The sequence below is a fragment of the Xanthomonas campestris pv. phormiicola genome (genome assembly GCA_025666215.1).
GTDB lineage: Bacteria > Pseudomonadota > Gammaproteobacteria > Xanthomonadales > Xanthomonadaceae > Xanthomonas_A > Xanthomonas_A campestris_A.
The window spans coordinates 2,516,376-2,533,165 of the sequence record CP102593.1; the positions used below are offsets into that span (position 1 = coordinate 2,516,376).

15 protein-coding genes are annotated in these 16,790 nt (G+C 67.5%); 8 read left to right on the forward strand and 7 right to left on the reverse strand.

Going from position 1 to position 16,790, the window contains the following annotated elements:
* Positions 1–47: 47 nt before the first annotated feature.
* The 5 genes from NRY95_10540 to ykgO all read right to left on the reverse strand — a co-directional run bounded on the left by NRY95_10540 (position 48) and on the right by ykgO (position 4,359).
* Positions 48–1,331, reverse strand: coding sequence for a TraB/GumN family protein (locus tag NRY95_10540; protein ID UYC18354.1), 1,284 nt, complete (start codon positions 1,329–1,331; stop codon positions 48–50).
* Positions 1,332–1,405: 74 nt separating this feature from the next.
* Positions 1,406–2,308 carry a carbon-nitrogen hydrolase gene (locus NRY95_10545; protein UYC18355.1) on the reverse strand — a complete coding sequence of 301 codons (903 nt, stop codon included), beginning with the start codon at positions 2,306–2,308 and terminating at the stop codon, positions 1,406–1,408.
* 298 nt (positions 2,309–2,606) lie between these two features.
* Complete coding sequence (locus tag NRY95_10550; GenBank protein UYC18356.1) at positions 2,607–3,644, reverse strand: agmatine deiminase family protein; 1,038 nt, start codon at positions 3,642–3,644, stop codon at positions 2,607–2,609.
* 129 nt (positions 3,645–3,773) lie between these two features.
* The gene (locus NRY95_10555) at positions 3,774–4,103 is read right to left on the reverse strand and encodes a hypothetical protein (GenBank protein ID UYC18357.1); all 330 of its coding nucleotides are present in this window, start codon (positions 4,101–4,103) and stop codon (positions 3,774–3,776) included.
* A gap of 130 nt (positions 4,104–4,233) precedes the next feature.
* Complete coding sequence (gene ykgO / locus NRY95_10560; GenBank protein UYC18358.1) at positions 4,234–4,359, reverse strand: type B 50S ribosomal protein L36; 126 nt, start codon at positions 4,357–4,359, stop codon at positions 4,234–4,236.
* 172 nt (positions 4,360–4,531) lie between these two features.
* Here ykgO and cmk point away from each other — a divergent pair, with 172 nt between their 5' ends.
* The 8 genes from cmk (at position 4,532) to galU (ending at position 12,883) form a co-directional block, all read left to right on the forward strand.
* Entirely contained in the window at positions 4,532–5,203 is a 672-nt protein-coding gene (cmk, locus tag NRY95_10565) for a (d)CMP kinase (GenBank protein UYC18359.1), read from the forward strand.
* A gap of 240 nt (positions 5,204–5,443) precedes the next feature.
* Complete coding sequence (rpsA, locus tag NRY95_10570; protein UYC18360.1) at positions 5,444–7,123, forward strand: 30S ribosomal protein S1; 1,680 nt, start codon at positions 5,444–5,446, stop codon at positions 7,121–7,123.
* Between the two features lie 78 nt (positions 7,124–7,201).
* Positions 7,202–7,507 carry an integration host factor subunit beta gene (locus NRY95_10575; GenBank protein UYC18361.1) on the forward strand — a complete coding sequence of 102 codons (306 nt, stop codon included), beginning with the start codon at positions 7,202–7,204 and terminating at the stop codon, positions 7,505–7,507.
* Positions 7,508–7,599: 92 nt separating this feature from the next.
* Entirely contained in the window at positions 7,600–7,899 is a 300-nt protein-coding gene (locus NRY95_10580; protein UYC18362.1) for a LapA family protein, read from the forward strand.
* A gap of 6 nt (positions 7,900–7,905) precedes the next feature.
* The gene (lapB, locus tag NRY95_10585; protein UYC18363.1) at positions 7,906–9,087 is read left to right on the forward strand and encodes a lipopolysaccharide assembly protein LapB; all 1,182 of its coding nucleotides are present in this window, start codon (positions 7,906–7,908) and stop codon (positions 9,085–9,087) included.
* Positions 9,088–10,059 carry a glycosyltransferase family 4 protein gene (locus NRY95_10590; GenBank protein ID UYC18364.1) on the forward strand — a complete coding sequence of 324 codons (972 nt, stop codon included), beginning with the start codon at positions 9,088–9,090 and terminating at the stop codon, positions 10,057–10,059.
* Positions 10,060–10,076: 17 nt separating this feature from the next.
* Positions 10,077–11,987, forward strand: a complete 1,911-nt coding sequence (locus NRY95_10595) for a polysaccharide biosynthesis protein (protein ID UYC18365.1) — start codon at positions 10,077–10,079, stop codon at positions 11,985–11,987.
* Complete coding sequence (gene galU, locus NRY95_10600) at positions 11,987–12,883, forward strand: UTP--glucose-1-phosphate uridylyltransferase GalU (GenBank protein UYC18366.1); 897 nt, start codon at positions 11,987–11,989, stop codon at positions 12,881–12,883. The genes NRY95_10595 and galU overlap by 1 nt, the downstream gene beginning before the upstream one ends.
* 120 nt (positions 12,884–13,003) lie before the next feature.
* Here the strand turns inward: galU and NRY95_10605 are convergent, their stop codons facing one another.
* Together NRY95_10605 and NRY95_10610 are read right to left on the reverse strand one after the other, a co-directional pair.
* The gene (locus NRY95_10605) at positions 13,004–14,209 is read right to left on the reverse strand and encodes an acetyl-CoA C-acyltransferase (GenBank protein UYC18367.1); all 1,206 of its coding nucleotides are present in this window, start codon (positions 14,207–14,209) and stop codon (positions 13,004–13,006) included.
* 156 nt (positions 14,210–14,365) lie between these two features.
* The gene (locus NRY95_10610; protein ID UYC18368.1) at positions 14,366–16,738 is read right to left on the reverse strand and encodes a 3-hydroxyacyl-CoA dehydrogenase/enoyl-CoA hydratase family protein; all 2,373 of its coding nucleotides are present in this window, start codon (positions 16,736–16,738) and stop codon (positions 14,366–14,368) included.
* Between the last annotated feature and the right edge of the window lie 52 nt (positions 16,739–16,790).

Sequence of the window (16,790 nt, forward strand, 5' to 3'; positions counted from 1 at the left end):
CACGCGATGGGGCAGGGCGCATGGCCCTGCCGCCGCGGCGCGCTAGCTCAACCGGCCAGCTTGCCGAAGATGCGGAATCCCGCCAGCCACACCCCGAGCATGCTGCCGAGGTTGGTCAGCAGGAAGGTCAGCACCACCCGCGAGACGCGGTTGCGGTACCAGCCGCGCAGGTTCTGCGCGTCGTCGCGCAGCGCCAGGAAGTCGCCGTACGCCGGCTTGCGCATGTGCACCTCGACCAGCGCGCTGAACGCACCGGCCGGCACGCCGGGCCGGAACGGCTTCAGCGGCGCGGCGATGGCGCCGGCGACGATGCTCAGCGGATGCCCGCCGGCCAGCAGGCAGCCCAGCCCGGCCAGGCCGCCGGTGAACAGCACCCACTGCAGCAGCAGGTCGGTGCCCAGCGCGAAGCCGCCACGCCAGTAGCCCCAGGCCACGCCGCCCAGCACCAGCGCGGTCAGGGTCAGGGTGATCCACGGAACCTTTTTCTTGGTCGGCACGTCTTCCAGCGCCTTGCGCAGCGTGGCCGGATCGTCCTGGTCGTCCTGCAGGTGCCTGGCCAGGCCGGCCAGATGGCCGGCACCGACCACGGCCAGCACGTCGCGGACGTCCTCGGCGCGTGCGCTGTGGAGAGGGTCCGGGGGCGCGACCGGGGTCTGGCTGGGCGCGGCCCGCTGCGCGTGTTCCTCGCGCAGGCGCGTGGCCATGTAGCGGTCGCGCTCGGCGATGATGGTGTCGTACAGCGCCGGGCTTTCGCTGGCGAAGTCGCCGAAGCTGGCTTCGAGCATGTCGCCCTGCTTGAGCTTCTCGATCTCCGCCTCGCCGACCTCGTCGGAGGCGAACAGGCCGCCGAGCAGGCCGCTGCCGAGCTTGAGCTTGCCGAAGAAGCCGAGCCGGCCGGAAGCGCGCTTGAAGGTCAGCCCGACCTCGCGGTCGATCAGGTACACCGGCAACTGCCGCTCGCGCGCCAGCAGCACCGCGCGCTTGAGTTCGGCGCCCGGTTCGATGCCCAACTGCTCGGCCAGGCGCCGCTGGTAGGCGGCCAGTGCCAGGTTCGCCGCGAACAGCGCCACCCGGCCCTTGCGGATCACCTGCACCAGGTCCAGCTTGGTCAGCGCGTCCGGGTCGGTCAGCGCCTGCAGCCGTTGCGGGTCCAGTTCCACCGCGACCGCATCGAAACGGCCGCTGTCGATCGCCCGTTCCACGGCGGCGACGCTGGCCAGCGACACATGCGCGGTGCCGAGCAGGGTGTAGCGCACGCCATCGCGCTCGACGATGCGGTACGGCTGGCCGGCGAACAGGGCGTCGTCGCCGGCCTGGGAAAGTTCGTTCATTCCATCACTCATCGGAGGGCGCCTGATCGGCGCCGGGGTGCAGCGGTCCTTGCCTCTGCCGCAGGTGCAGCGCGTCAGTCGATATAGCGCTTCAGCAGATCGCCATAGGCGTCGATGCGGCGGTCGCGCAGGAACGGCCAGATCCGCCGCACGTGCTCGCTGCGCTGCAGGTCCACGTCGCAGACCAGCACGGTCGGTTCGGCGCCGGCTTCGGCGATGAACTCGCCCTGCGGGCCGAGCACGTGGCTGTTGCCCCAGAACTGGATGCCGGCCGCGCCCACCACGCCATCGGCGGCCAGCGGCGAGGCTTCGTGGCCGACCCGGTTGCAGCTGAGCACCGGCACGCCGTTGGCCACGGCATGGCCGCGATGGCTGAGGATCCAGGCGTCGCGCTGGCGTTCCTGCTCGGCCTGCGTGTCGCTGGGGTCCCAGCCGATCGCGGTCGGATACAGCAGCAGTTCGGCGCCGGCCAGCGCCATCAGCCGCGCCGCTTCCGGATACCACTGGTCCCAGCACACCAGCACGCCGAGACGGCCGACCGAGGTCTGGATCGGGGTGAAGCCGAGATCGCCCGGGGTGAAGTAGAACTTCTCGTAGAAGCCAGGATCGTCCGGAATATGCATCTTGCGGTACTTGCCGAGCAGGCTGCCGTCCTTCTCGAACACCACCGCGGTGTTGTGGTACAGGCCGGCGGCGCGGCGCTCGAACAGCGAGGCGACCAGCACCACGCCGTGGCGCCTGGCCAGCGCGCCGAGGCGCTCGGTGCTGGGGCCGGGAATCGGCTCGGCCAGATCGAATTCGTCCACCGACTCGTGCTGGCAGAAGTAGGCGCCGTTGTGCAGTTCCTGCAGCAGCACCAGCTGTGCGCCCTGCGCCGCGGCCTCGGCCACGCGCGATTCGATGACCGCCAGATTCGCCGCGGCATCGCCATGGTTGCGCTCCTGGATCAGCGCGACGGAAAGAGTGTTTCGGCTCATTGCGGAAGGATGGTCGGCGAAAGCGCGCATGGTAACGCGGATGGCGGCGCGGCAGGTTCCCGGCAGATGAATGCGGCCTGGGTCGAGTGGCCGCGTTCGCGGGGCTCAACGCTGGAGCCGCCAGCGTCGTGCGGCGCCGAATTCGGTCCGTTACCCGAGTGCTGCAGAAGGGGCGGAAGCCTGGCGTTCTGCCGCCATCGCCCGCCACCGGAGCGGAATCATCCGGTGGCGTGGCATGGCGGTCCTGCAGGGCGATGCGACTCTGTAAAGCCGCACGCCTTCGGCCAGCGAACGCGGCTCAGGCCGCCAGCACGCCCTCGGGCAGCTGCATGGTGATGCAGTGCAGGCTGCCGTTCTGCCAGATCAGCGCGCGGCACGGAATCGGCACGATCTCATGCTGCGGGAACGCCTGCGCCATCACCGCCTGCGCCTGTACATCGGCGGCATCGCCATAGGCCGGCATCAGCACCGCACCGTTGACGATCAGGAAGTTGGCGTAGGACGCGGCCAGGCGCCGGCCGTGGTCGAGCACCGGCTGCGCCCACGGCAGCGGGAACAGGCGGTACGGGCGGCCGTCGGCGGTGCGCAGCGCCGCCAGTTCGGCGCCCATCGCCTGCAGCTCGGCGTAGTGCGAATCGCCGGCGTCGTCGCAGGCCTGGTAGACGATCGCGTCGGTGCTGGCGAAGCGGGCGAGGGTATCGATATGCGCGTCGGTGTCGTCGCCTTCCAGGTAGCCGTGGTCCAGCCACAGCACCCGCTGCTGTGCCAGCCAGTCGGCCAGGTCCTGGCTCAGCGATTCGCGCGAGCGCTGCGGATGGCGTTCGTGCAGGCACTGCCAGGTGGTCAGCAGGGTGCCGGCGCCGTCGCTGTCGATCGCGCCGCCTTCCAGCGCGAAATCGATGCTGCGCACATCGCTGTGCGCAAACAGCCGCTGCGCCGCCAGTGCGCTCACCAGCTGGTCGTCGCGGCTGGCCTGGAACTTGCCGCCCCAGCCGGTGAAGCGAAAGTCCAGCAGCTGGAAGCCGCCGTCGGCGCGGGCCAGGGTGATCGGGCCGGAATCGCGCAGCCAGGTGTCGTCGTAGTCGGCCTCGACGAACCGCACGCGCTGCATGTCCACCCGCGCCGAGCGCAGCCGCGCCTCGGCGTAGATCTGCAGGTCGGCATCGGCGACGCAGATCAGCACGCGCTGGTAGCGCACGATCGCCGCGACCAGGGCGATGTAGGTCTCCTCGACCTCGGCCAGGCGCTCGGCCCAGTCGGTGCCGGCGTGCGGCCAGGCGATCAGGATGGCGGACTGGGGCTCCCATTCCGCGGGAAGGCGAAGGCGATCAGTCATTCCGGCGAATACTCACGTCATGCCCGAGCCGAAGCCAGGCTTTTCATTTAAATCCCCGCACATGGATGTGCGGGCTCTTGCGAGGGACTCGCATAAAAACTCTTGCGAGGGACTCGCATACAACTCGCATCACCGAAGCGCAGGCTTGGGCCCGACCTCGTCGGCATCGGCCTTGTTGGCGACCACGTCGACCACCTTGTGCTTCTCGAAGTACACGGTGAAGGCCGGATACACCCAACGGTTGATGGTCGGCCACTGCCGCTTCTGTCCGCCGCGCGGTTCCAGCTTCTGCTGCGGGGCGCCATAGCGCGACTCGACCTCGCCCATGCTCAGTCCGCGCGCCGGCATCGCCGCGACGGGTTCCTGTTTGACCCGGTCCACCAGCAGGGTCTCGGCGTGGGCGCCCCCGGCCAGGCCCAGGACGACCAGCAGCGGCAGTGCGGACAGACGGTGCTTCATCACGGTGTGCTCCCCAGAGAACGAACGGCGATTACAGCAAATTTCGGCAACAAAAAACCGCCCGAAGGCGGCTTTCGTCGATGACCCGCAACCGCGCGCGCGCGGTGCCGCAGGGCGGGCCGTCGTCGGATCAGCGCTGGCGAGCCTTGAAACGCGGGTTCGACTTGCAGATCACGAAAACCTTGCCGCGGCGGCGGACCACCTTGCAGTCGCGGTGACGGGTCTTCGCCGACTTCAGGGAGGACAGGACTTTCATGGCACACCTCGGCGTAAACTTGTGGATTAGAGAAGGATGCGGCGCGGCGAAACCACGTCGCTGGATCAGTAAGCCGGCGATTATAGCCTGGTTTTCTTCATGGTATCAACTGCTTGCGCCAGCCAGGCCGGCGCCGGGGCTACAATGCGCCGCCCCCCGTCCGAGGAACCGCATGAACGACCCCGCTCCCGTCCTGACCATCGATGGCCCTTCCGGGGCCGGCAAAGGCACCGTCAGCCGCATCGTCGCCGGCAAGCTGGGCTGGCATTACCTGGATTCGGGGGCGCTGTACCGGGCGGTCGGCGTGGCCGCCAGCTGGGCGAACCTGGACATTTCCGACGCCGCGGCGCTGGTGCGCTGCACCTTCGACACCCACGTCACCTTCGAGGACGTGGCCGGCGGCGGCCTGCGGGTCAGGATCAACCGGGTCGACGCCACCGACGAGTTGCGGCTGGAGACCACCGGCGCGGTGGCCTCGGCGATCGCCGCGATCCCGGAGGTGCGCTCGGCGCTGAAGCAGCGCCAGCGCGCGTTCCGGCGCCCGCCGGGGCTGGTCGCCGACGGCCGCGACATGGGCACGGTGATTTTCCCGGACGCCCCGTACAAGGTGTTCCTGACCGCCAGTGCCGAGGAGCGCGCCATGCGCCGGCATAACCAGTTGAAGGAAAAAGGAGTTTCCGTTATATTCGACGACCTGCTGCGCGAGATCATGGCCCGCGACGCACGCGATGCCCAACGTTCGGTGGCGCCGCTGAGGCCGGCAGACGATGCCGTCCTCCTCGACACCACCGGCATGGCCATCGACCAAGTGGTTGGCCGGGTCCTGGAATTGCTGCCCGCCTGAGGCGGCGCGCCGGGAGCAGGGCAGCAGCAGGGCGCCGCTTCGGTGCCATCCAGGCGATGCACCCGCAGTGCGCTTCACCCGTAATGTCGCAATACCGTTGTTCCACGCGCCGCCGCGCAATGTCGCGCTGCGGTTTTTCCCATTTCACACCCGGCTGCGGTTTGGGCCGACTAACCAGGTGGGCAGTTCGCCGTTTCCAGAAGAAACGCACTGTCCGTGTGTCCACGAGAGTAATTTCAAATGACCGAATCTTTTGCCGAACTGTTCGAAGCCAGTCAAACCAATCTGGCCAAGCTGAAGCCGGGCTCCATCGTCACCGGTGTCGTCGTGGAAGTCCGCGGCGACGTGGTGGTGATCAACGCCGGCCTGAAGTCCGAAGGCATCGTGCCGATCGAACAGTTCCGTAACGACGCTGGCGAGATCGACGTCGCCGAAGGCGACCTGGTCAAGGTCGCCCTCGACTCGCTCGAGAACGGCTTCGGCGAAACCGTGTTGTCGCGCGAGAAGGCCAAGCGCGCGATGGTGTGGGACGAGCTGGAAGAAGCGTTGGAAAAGAACGAGACCATCACCGGCCGCATCAGCGGCAAGGTCAAGGGTGGTTTCACCGTGGACATCAAGGATGTCCGCGCGTTCCTGCCCGGTTCGCTGGTCGATGTGCGCCCCGTGCGCGACCCGGCCTACCTGGAAGGCAAGGAGCTGGAGTTCAAGCTCATCAAGCTGGACCGCAAGCGCAACAACGTGGTGGTCTCGCGTCGTGCGGTGGTCGAGAGCGAGCACTCGGAAGAGCGCGAGCAGCTGATGGACAAGCTGCAGGAAGGCGCGATCCTGAAGGGCGTGGTCAAGAACCTGACCGACTACGGCGCGTTCGTGGACCTGGGCGGCATCGACGGCCTGCTGCACATCACCGACATGGCCTGGAAGCGCGTGCGCCATCCGTCCGAAGTCGTCAACGTCGGCGACGAGCTGGACGTGCGCGTGCTGAAGTTCGACCGCGAGCGCAACCGCGTTTCGCTGGGTCTGAAGCAGCTGGGCGAGGATCCGTGGGACAACATCGCGCGTCGTTACCCGGCCAACAGCCGCGTGTACGGCAAGGTCTCCAACGTCACCGATTACGGCGCGTTCGTCGAGATCGAGCCGGGCGTGGAAGGCCTGGTGCACGTGTCGGAAATGGATTGGACCAACAAGAACGTCAACCCGTCCAAGGTCGTGCAGGTCGGCGACGAGGTCGAGGTCATGGTCCTGGACGTGGACGAGGAGCGTCGCCGCATCTCGCTGGGCATGAAGCAGGTCGCCGCCAATCCGTGGGAAACCTTCGCTGCCACCCACAAGAAGAACGACAAGGTGTCCGGCCAGATCAAGTCGATCACCGATTTCGGCATCTTCATCGGCCTGGACGGCGGCATCGACGGCCTGGTGCACCTGTCGGACATCAGCTGGAACACCACCGGCGAAGACATCGTGCGCAACTTCAAGAAGGGCGACACGCTGGAAGCGGTGGTGCTGGCGGTGGACCCGGAGCGCGAGCGCATCAGCCTGGGCGTCAAGCAGCTGGAGCAGGATCCGTTCGGCCAGTACATGGCGGCCAATCCGAAGGGTTCGAAGGTCGAGGGCGTGGTGCGTGAAGTGGACGCCAAGGGCGCCACCATCGACCTGGCCGACGGCATCGAGGGCTACGTCGCCGCGCGCGACATCGCCAACGAGCGCGTCGACGATGCGACCCAGCACCTGAAGGTCGGCGACAAGATCGAAGCCAAGTTCGTGGGCATGGACCGCAAGGGCCGCACCCTGCAGCTGTCGATCAAGGCCAAGGACGATGCCGAAATGCGCGAAGTGCTGGAGGAATACCAGTCCGCGTCGGGCGGCACCACCCAGCTGGGCGCGCTGCTGCGTGCGCAGTTGAACGGCAACAAGTCCGAGTAATCCGCCACACGCAGCGTTTCTGGCACGGCCCGGTCGATCCGGGCCGTGCCGGGTTGCGACCCCACCGCACGAATCCGAATGACCAAGTCCGAACTGATCGAAATCCTGGCGCGCAAGCAGGCGCATCTGAAGGCGGACGACGTCGATCTGGCGGTGAAATCGCTGTTGGAGATGATGGGCGGCGCGCTGTCCGGCGGCGACCGCATCGAGATCCGCGGTTTCGGCAGTTTTTCCCTGCATTACCGGCCGCCGCGCCTGGGACGCAATCCCAAGACCGGCGAATCCGTCGCACTTCCCGGCAAGCACGTGCCGCATTTCAAGCCAGGCAAGGAATTGCGCGAACGCGTCAGCGGCGTCGTTCCGGTCGAGTCCGACACGCCCTGACAGGCCCCGAACCCGCGCCGTCGAGTCCGGAGACCTTTCCGGAACCCAGGCCTGTTCGGCTAATCTAGTGTCTCCCGACGCTGGAGAGCTTCATGAGAATTGCCCGTCTGCTGATATTGCTGGTGTTCCTGCTGGCCGGTCTGGTCATCGGATCGCTGAATTCGCAGCAGATCGTCATCAATTTCGGTTTCGCCGGCATCACCACCACCTCCGGCATCGCCATCATCGTCTCGCTGTTCGCCGGCGTGGTGATCGGCGCGGCACTGGTGTTGGCCACGCTGGTGATCCCGCTGTATGCAAAGCTGCGCCGCGCCAACAAGGCCGCGACCGCCGCTGCCGCGCCGGTCGTCGCACCGGTACCGACCTATACCCCGCCTGTGGACGGACGCTGATCTTCGATGGACTTCCTGACCGAGTGGTTCTGGTTCTTCCTGTTCCTGCCGCTGGCGGCGCTGAGCGGATGGGTGATCGGCCGCCGCGGTGGCCAGCGCCATGGCGACACGCAGGTCAGCCGGCTTTCCAGCACGTATTTCCGCGGCCTGAACTACCTGCTCAACGAAGAGCCGGACAAGGCGATCGAGCTGTTCCTGCATATCGCCGAGCTGGACAAGGAGACCTTCGAGACCCAGGTCGCGCTCGGCCACCTGTTCCGCCGGCGCGGTGAAGTCGACCGCGCCATCCGCTTGCACCAGGGCCTGGTGCAGCGTGCCGATCTCAGCGATCCGCAGCGCGTCCAGGCCTTGCTGGCGCTGGGCGAGGACTACATGAAATCCGGCCTGCTGGACCGGGCCGAGACCGTGTTCACCGAGTTGGCGCAGATCGACCAGCGCGCGCCGCAGGCGCTCAAGCACCTGATCGGCATCTACCAGGCCGAGCGCGACTGGGAAAAGGCGATCGACAACGCCACCCGTTACGAAGACGTGACCGGCGAGCCGATGGGCAAGCTGATCGCGCAGTTCGAATGCGAGCTGGCCGACCGTTACCGCGCATCCGGCAAGTCCGAGCTGGCGCGGGCGGCGATCGCGCGCGCCTACCAGGCCGACGCCACCTCGGTGCGCGCCGGCATTCTGGAAGGGCGCATCGACGTGGACGACGGCAACGACGAGGCCGCGATCCGCGCCTTCGAACGTGCCGCGCGGCACGATCCGGACTACCTGCCGGAGATCATGCCGGCGCTGATGGACTGCTATCGCCGCCGCGGCAACGATCTCAGCGGCGCGCGCGCCTTCCTGTCGGAAATGACCGAGCACTACCGCGGCATCGCGCCGGTGCTGGCGCTGACCCGGCTGATGGAATCGCAGGAAGGCGTGTCCGCGGCGCGCGCCTACCTCGGGCGGCAGCTGAAGGATCGGCCGTCGGTGCGCGGCGAGTCGGCATTGATCGACCTGACCCTGGCCGAGGGCGCCGATTCCACCGCTACCCTGCAGGACCTGAAGCACATCACCGACCAGTTGCTGGTGCGCAATCCCAGCTACCGCTGCACGCGCTGCGGCTTCGGCGCGCGCACCCATCACTGGCAGTGCCCGAGCTGCAAGGAGTGGGGCACGGTCAAGCCCTTGCTCAACTACGCGGTGGTGTAGATGCAGTTGGCAGGGTGGGTGCTGCTCGCCGCGCTGGCAGCATTCAGCGCGCTCGGGACCTGGCTGTCGCGCCGCTATGCCCTCAAGCACAAGCTGATGGACGCGCCCGGCGAGCGTCGCAGCCATACGGTGGCGACGCCGCGCGGCGGCGGTGTGGCGATCGTGGCCGCGGTGCTGGCGGCGTGCGCGTATGCGGTGGCGCTGTGGCCGCAACAGGGGATGGCGATCGCGGCGTTCGCTGGCGGACTGGTGCTGGTCGCCGGCGTCGGCTGGTGGGACGACCACCGGCCGCTGTCGGCCGCGCTGCGGCTGCTGGTGCATGCGCTGGCCGCCACCTTGCTGGCCGCGCTTGTCTACCGATTGCACCAGAATCCCTGGCTGACCGCGCTGACCTGGCTGGCGACGATCTCGCTGATCAACATCTGGAACTTCATGGACGGCATCAATGGCCTGGCCACCAGCCAGGCGATGCTGGTGGCATTGGGTTTCGCCGTCTTGCTGCCCGCGCCGCTGCGCTGGCCTTGCTGGGTGCTGATCGTGGCCTGTGCGGGTTTCCTGCCCTTCAACTATCCGCGGGCACGCATCTTCCTCGGCGACGTCGGCAGTGGGGCGCTGGGGTATCTGGTCGCCGCGCTGTTCGCGTTGTGCAATGTCGCGACCGAGCTCACACCATGGTTGCTGTTGATACCACTGTCGGCATTCGCCATCGACGCAGGCTTCACGCTGCTGTCGCGCATGCTCGCGGGCGAACGCTGGTGGCAACCGCATGCGCAACATTTTTACCAGCGTTGGGTACATACGGGCAGGAGCCACGCGCTTGTGACCTTCGCCTATGCCCTGTTCAGCATTGTCGCGATTACAATCGCCTGGTTCGGTGAAACGCTGCGCACCGAGGGGCAGGTTGGGTTGGCGCTTGCCTGGTCCCTATCGGCGAGCGCGCTTTGGCTGACTTTGCGCAAGGGATTGCGCTGAACTCTCATGGATAACTGATGCTTTCGATCCGCGACCGATTTACCGAGCTGTTCCCCAAGGCCTCCGTGGTCGTCCACGATCTGGCGATCGTGTGGATCTGCTGGCAGCTGCTGCATGCGGCGCGCTACACGATGCTGCCCGGCGAGCACCCCTTGCCGTTGTGGAACCTCAACACCGCCATCGTGCTGGCGGCGCAGGGCCTGGTGTTCTGGAAAGTCGGCCTGTATCGCGGGCTGTGGCGCTTCGCCAGCGTTCCGGATCTGCTGAACATCTTCAAGGCCAGTTTCTACGGGCTGGTCGCGATCGTGCTGGGGCTGGCCTACAGCCGCTTCGATTCCATTCCGCTGTCGGTGCTGATGGTGTATCCGTTCGCGCTGTCGGCGCTGCTCGGTGCGCCGCGGCTGCTGTACCGGGCGTGGAAGGACTACCAGATCGCGCATTCGGACGAGACCGCGCGGCGCGTGCTGATCGTCGGCGCCGGCCGTGCGGCCGAGGCGCTGGTGCGCGATCTGCGCCGCTCCGGCGCCTATCATCCGGTCGGCTTCGTCGACGATGCCGGCCATCTGCATGGCGCCAAGCTGCAGGGCCTGCCGATCCTGGGCCGGATCGACGAAGCCGGCGCGATCGCCAAGGAAACCGCGGCCAAGCTGCTGGTCATCGCCATCCCGTCGCTGGACGCGGCGGGCATGCAGCGGGTGGTGGCGATCTGCGAGAGCACCGGGTTGCCGTTCCGCACCGTGCCGCGCCTGCTCGACGTGCTCGAAGGCCACTTTCTGCCGGGCGAACTGAAGGAGGTCGCGATCGAGGACCTGCTCGGGCGCAAGCCGGTGACGCCGGACTGGAAGCTGATCAAGGGCTGGTTGTCCGGGCGCACGGTGATGGTCACCGGTGCCGGCGGCTCGATCGGTTCGGAACTATGCCGGCAGTGTGCCCGCCACGGCGCGCGCAAGGTGGTACTGCTGGAAATCGACGAGCTGGCGCTGATCACCATCCATGCCGATCTGCACCGCACCTTCCCCGACCTGGAGATCGAGTGCGTGCTCGGCGACTGCGGCGATCCGGCCGTGACCCGCCACGCGATGCGCCTCGCCGAGCCCGATGCGGTGTTCCATGCCGCGGCCTACAAGCAGGTGCCGCTGCTGGAGCGGCAGTTCCGCGAGGCGGTCCGCAACAACGTGCTGGCCACCGAGAACGTGGCCCGCGCCTGCATCGCCGCCAAGGTCTCGACCTTCGTGTTCATCTCCACCGACAAGGCGGTGAATCCGGTCAACGTGCTCGGCGCCTCCAAGCGTTATGCGGAGATGGTATGCCAGTCGCTGGACGACCAGACCGTGGGCACGCGCTTCGTCACCGTGCGCTTTGGCAATGTGCTCGATTCGGCCGGCAGCGTGGTGCCGCTGTTCCGCGAGCAGATCCGCCAGGGCGGCCCGGTCACCGTGACCGATCCGCAGGTGACCCGTTATTTCATGACCATTCCCGAGGCCTGCCAGCTGATCGTGCAGGCCGCCGCGTCGGCCTCGCACGGCGCCATCTACACGCTGGACATGGGCGAGCCGGTGCCGATCCGCCTGCTCGCCGAGCAGATGATCCGCCTGGCCGGCAAGCAGCCCGGTCGCGACATCGCGATCGTCTACACCGGGCTGCGCCCCGGCGAGAAGCTGCACGAGACCTTGTTCTATTCCGACGAGAACTATCGGCCCACCTCGCATCCGAAGATCCTGGAGGCCGGCGCGCGCAGTTTCTCGCGCGAGAACGTGTTGCAGGGTCTGCAGCAGCTGCGCGCGGCGGTGGCCGAATACGACAGCGACGGCATCGAGAAAGTGATGCGCAGCACCATGCCCGAATTCGCGCCGCTGCGACAACAAGCCGGTCAGGATAGCTCCGCTACAATCGTCCCATTCCCCGCACGCGAGGCCAGAAGGCTCTGATGAGCAAGAGAATCCGCAAGGCAGTTTTTCCGGTGGCAGGTCTGGGTACCCGCTTCCTTCCCGCCACCAAGACGGTGCCCAAGGAAATGCTGCCGATCATCGATCGGCCGTTGATCCAGTACGCGGTGGACGAGGCGATCGAGGCCGGTTGCGACACGCTGATCTTCGTCACCAACCGCTACAAGCACGCGGTTGCGGATTACTTCGACAAGGCCTACGAGCTGGAGCAGAAGCTCGAGCGCGCCGGCAAGCTCGAACAGCTGGAGTTGGTGCGCCACGTACTGCCGAACGGCGTGCGCGCGATCTTCGTGACCCAGGCCGAAGCGCTCGGACTCGGCCATGCGGTGCTGTGCGCCAAGCCGATCATCGGCGATGAGCCGTTCGCGGTGCTGCTGCCCGACGACCTGATCTGGAACCGCGGTCCGGGCGCGCTGACGCAGATGGCCGACGTGGCCGAGCGCTCCGGCGCCAGCGTGATCGCCGTGCAGGACGTACCCCACGAGAGCACCGGCAGCTACGGCATCGTCGCCACCGAGGCGTTCGATGGCAGCGAAGGCAAGATCACCGCGATCGTCGAGAAGCCCAAGCCGGCCGATGCGCCGAGCGACCTGGCCGTGGTCGGCCGCTACGTGCTCAGCTCCAAGATCTTCGATCTGCTGGAAAAGACCGTGCCGGGCGCCGGTGGCGAGATCCAGCTGACCGACGCGATTGCCGCGCTGATCGGCAGCGATCCAGTGCATGCGTACCGCTTCGAGGGCACCCGCTTCGACTGCGGTACCCATATCGGCCTGATCGAGGCGACCATCCGCTACGCGCTGGACCACGAGAAGCTGAGCAAGCCGGCGCAGGACATGATGCGTCGCGCCCTGGCCGACGTCGAAGCCGGCGGCAAGTAACGCCGCAACGTTGCCCCCAGCGCCGGGCCCGCCGCGCGGCGGACCAGGTTCCGCAGCGAAAAGCCGATGCAAGAAAAAGGGCAGCCTGGGCTGCCCTTTTTCGTTGCCGAAGCGCGCCGTTCAGAGCGCTTCGATGATCCCGGCCGCGCCCATGCCGGTGCCGATGCACATGGTGACCATGCCGTACTTCTGCTGGCGGCGGCGCAGGCCGTGCACCAGCGTGGCGGTGCGGATCGCACCGGTGGCGCCGAGCGGATGGCCGAGCGCGATCGCGCCGCCGAGCGGGTTGACCTTGGACGGATCCAGGCCGCTGTCGCGGATCACCGCCAGCGACTGCGCGGCGAAGGCTTCGTTGAGCTCGATCCAGTCGATCTGGTCCTTGCTCAGCCCGGCCTGCTTGAGCGCCTTGGGAATGGCCGCGATCGGGCCGATGCCCATCACTTCCGGACGCACGCCGGCGACCGAGAAGCTGACGAAGCGGGCGAGGGGAGTCAGGCCGTAGTCCTTGATCGCCTGCTCGGAGGCCAGCAGCACCGCGCCGGCGCCGTCGCTCATCTGCGAGGAGTTGCCGGCGGTGACGCTGCCACCGAACTGGCCGTTGCGGAACACCGGGCGCAGCTTGGCCAGGCCTTCGATCGAGCTGTCCGGGCGCGGGCCTTCGTCGGTATCGACCAGGCGCTTGCGCAGCGCGATGACGTTGCCGGCCAGGTCGGGCTGGTGCGACAGGATCTCGTACGGGGTGATCTCGTCGCGGAATTCGCCGGCGGCGATCGCGGCGATGGCCTTCTGGTGCGAGGCCAGCGCGAACGCATCCTGGTCCTCGCGCGACACCTTCCACTCCTCGGCCACCTTCTCGGCGGTGATGCCCATGCCGTAGGCGATGGCGACGTGGTCGTCGGCGAACACGCTCGGCGACAGCGCGACCTTGTTGCCCATCATCGGCACCATCGACATCGACTCGGTGCCGCCGGCCAGCATCAGGTCGGCGTTGCCCAGGCGGATCTGGTCCGCGGCCAGCGCCACCGCCTGGATGCCGGAGGAGCAGAAGCGGTTGATGGTCTGCCCGGCCACCGAATTGGGCAGCCCGGCCAGCAGCACGCCGATGCGCGCCACGTTCATGCCTTGCTCGCCCTCGGGCATCGCGCAGCCGATGATCGCATCGTCGATGCGCGAGGGGTCGATGCCCGGCGCCTGCGAGACCACCGCGCGCAGCACGTGCGCCAGCATGTCGTCCGGACGGGTATTGCGGAACACGCCCTTGGGCGCCTTGCCGACCGGGGTACGGGTGGCGGCGACGATGTAGGCTTCCTGGATCTGTTTGCTCATTTGGCTTTCTCCGAAAGCCGGGAATGGGGAATGGGGAGTCGGGAATCGTGAAAGCGGATTCGCGCGATCTGCGGCATTCCTATTTCCGGCGGAAAATTAGGGGGAGAAGGAGGAGCCGGGAATGCCTTTCCATTCCCGATTCCCCAATCCCGAATCTCAGTTCCTAAGCGGCTTACCCGTCTTGAGCATGTGACCGATCCGTGCCTGGGTCTTTTCCTGCTGGGCCAGTTCGACGAAGTGCTTGCGCTCGAGCTTGAGCAGCCATTCCTCGTCCACCAGCGCGCCGCGGTCGATTTCGCCGCCACACAGCACGGTGGCGATGCGGGTGGCGATCTCGTAGTCGTATTCGCTGATTAAGCGGCCTTCCAGCATGTTCACCAGCAGCATCTTGAAGGTGGCGATGCCGACGTCGCCGGCGACCTGGATGCGGCGTGCCGGCAGCGGCGGGCGGTAGCCGCCCTCGGCCAGCGCGCGCGCCTCGGCCTTGGCGATGTACAGCGCCTCGTAGCTGTTGAACACGACCTTGTCGGTGCCGCGCAGCAGGCCCAGTTCCTTGGCGTTGACCGCCGAGGTGGAGACCTTGGCCATCGCCACGGTCTCGAAGGTCTTCTTCAGCTCGGCGAACACGTCGCCGCCCGGACCGGCCGCCTGCGAAGCGCGCACCGCGATCTCCTTCAGGCCGCCGCCGGCCGGCAGCAGGCCGACGCCGGCCTCGACCAGGCCGATGTAGCTCTCCAGCGCGGCCACGGTCTTGGCGCTGTGCATCTGGAATTCGCAGCCGCCGCCCAGGGCCAGGCCGCGCACCGCCGCGACCACCGGCACCAGCGAATACTTGATGCGCTGGCTGGTGGCCTGGAAGTTGGCGACCATCGCCTCGAACGCAGCGACCTTGCCGGCCTGCAGCAGGCCCAGCGCGCCGGCCAGGTCGGCACCGGCGGAGAAGGGTTCCTTGTGCTGCCAGATCACCAGGCCCTTGAAGTCCTTCTCGGCGCGGCCGACCGCTTCCTGCAGGCCGTCGAGCACCTGGTCGGAGACGGTGTTCATCTTGGTCTTGAAGCTGACCACGGCGATGTCGTCGCCGTCGTGCCACAGGCGCAGGCCGTCGTTCTCGAACACCGTCTCGCCCGGCGCGAACGTCTCGCCCAGCAGCGGATCGGGGAAGCGCTGGCGCTGGTACACCGGCAGCGCCGAGCGCGGCAGCTTGGCGTTGCGCGCGGGGCTGTAGCTGCCCTCGGCGGCATGCACGCCGTCGCGGCCGTCGAACACCCAGTCCGGCAGCGGCGCGCTGGACATGGCCTTGCCGGCCACGATGTCGTCGGCGATCCACTGCGCCACCTGCTTCCAGCCGGCGGCCTGCCAGGTCTCGAACGGGCCCAGCGACCAGCCGTAGCCCCAGCGGATCGCCAGGTCCACGTCGCGTGCGGTCTCGGCGATGTCGGCCAGGTGGTAGGCGCTGTAGTGGAACAGGTCGCGGAACGTCGCCCACAGGAACTGCGCCTGCGGATGCTGGCTCTCGCGCAGCTTGGCGAACTTCTCCGCCGGGTTCCTGATCTTCAGGATCTCGACCACGTCCGGCGCCGCGCTGCGGTCGGCCGGGCGGTAGTCCTGCTTCTCCAGGTCCAGCACCACGATGTCCTTGCCGACCTTGCGGAAGATGCCGGCGCCGACCTTCTGGCCCAGCGCGCCCTTGGCGATCAGCGCGTCCAGCCACTTCGGCGAGGCGAAGTACTGGTGCCACGGATCGTCGGGCAGGGTGTCGGCCATGGTCTTGATGACGTGGGCCATGGTGTCCAGGCCGACCACGTCGGAGGTGCGGTAGGTCGCCGACTTCGGGCGGCCCACCAGCGGGCCGGTCAGCGCGTCCACCTCGTCGAAACCCAGGCCGGACTGCGCGGTGTGGTGGATGGTGGACAGGATCGAGAACACGCCGATGCGGTTGCCGATGAAGTTCGGGGTGTCCTTGGCATAGACCACGCCCTTGCCCAGGGTGGTCACCAGGAACGCTTCCAGGCCTTCCAGCACCGCCGCATCGGTGCCCTTGGCCGGGATCAGCTCGGCCAGGTGCATATAGCGCGGCGGGTTGAAGAAGTGCACGCCGCAGTAGCGGTGGCGCAGCTGCTCGGGCAGCACGTCGGACAGCGCATTGATGCCCAGGCCGGAGGTGTTGGAGGCCAGCACCGCGTGATCGGCCACGAACGGGGCGATCTTCTTGTACAGGTCCTGTTTCCAGTCCATGCGCTCGGCGATGGCTTCGATGATCAGGTCGCAGCCGCGCAGCTGCTCCAGGCCCGAGTCGTAGTTGGCCGGGGTGATGGCTTCGGCCAGGCTCGCGCTGGCCAGCGGCGCCGGGCTCAGCTTGGTCAGGTTGGCGATGGCCTTGAGCACGACGCCGTCGGGATGGCCGTCCTTGGCGGGAAGATCGAACAGCACGGTGTCGACGCCGGCGTTGGTCAGGTGCGCAGCGATTTGCGCGCCCATCACGCCCGCGCCCAGGACGGCGGCACGGCGGACTAGCAGGGGGTTGGACATAGCGATCAGCCTCTGTGGGTCAACGATTGCGGGATGCGGGTCTTGCGGGATG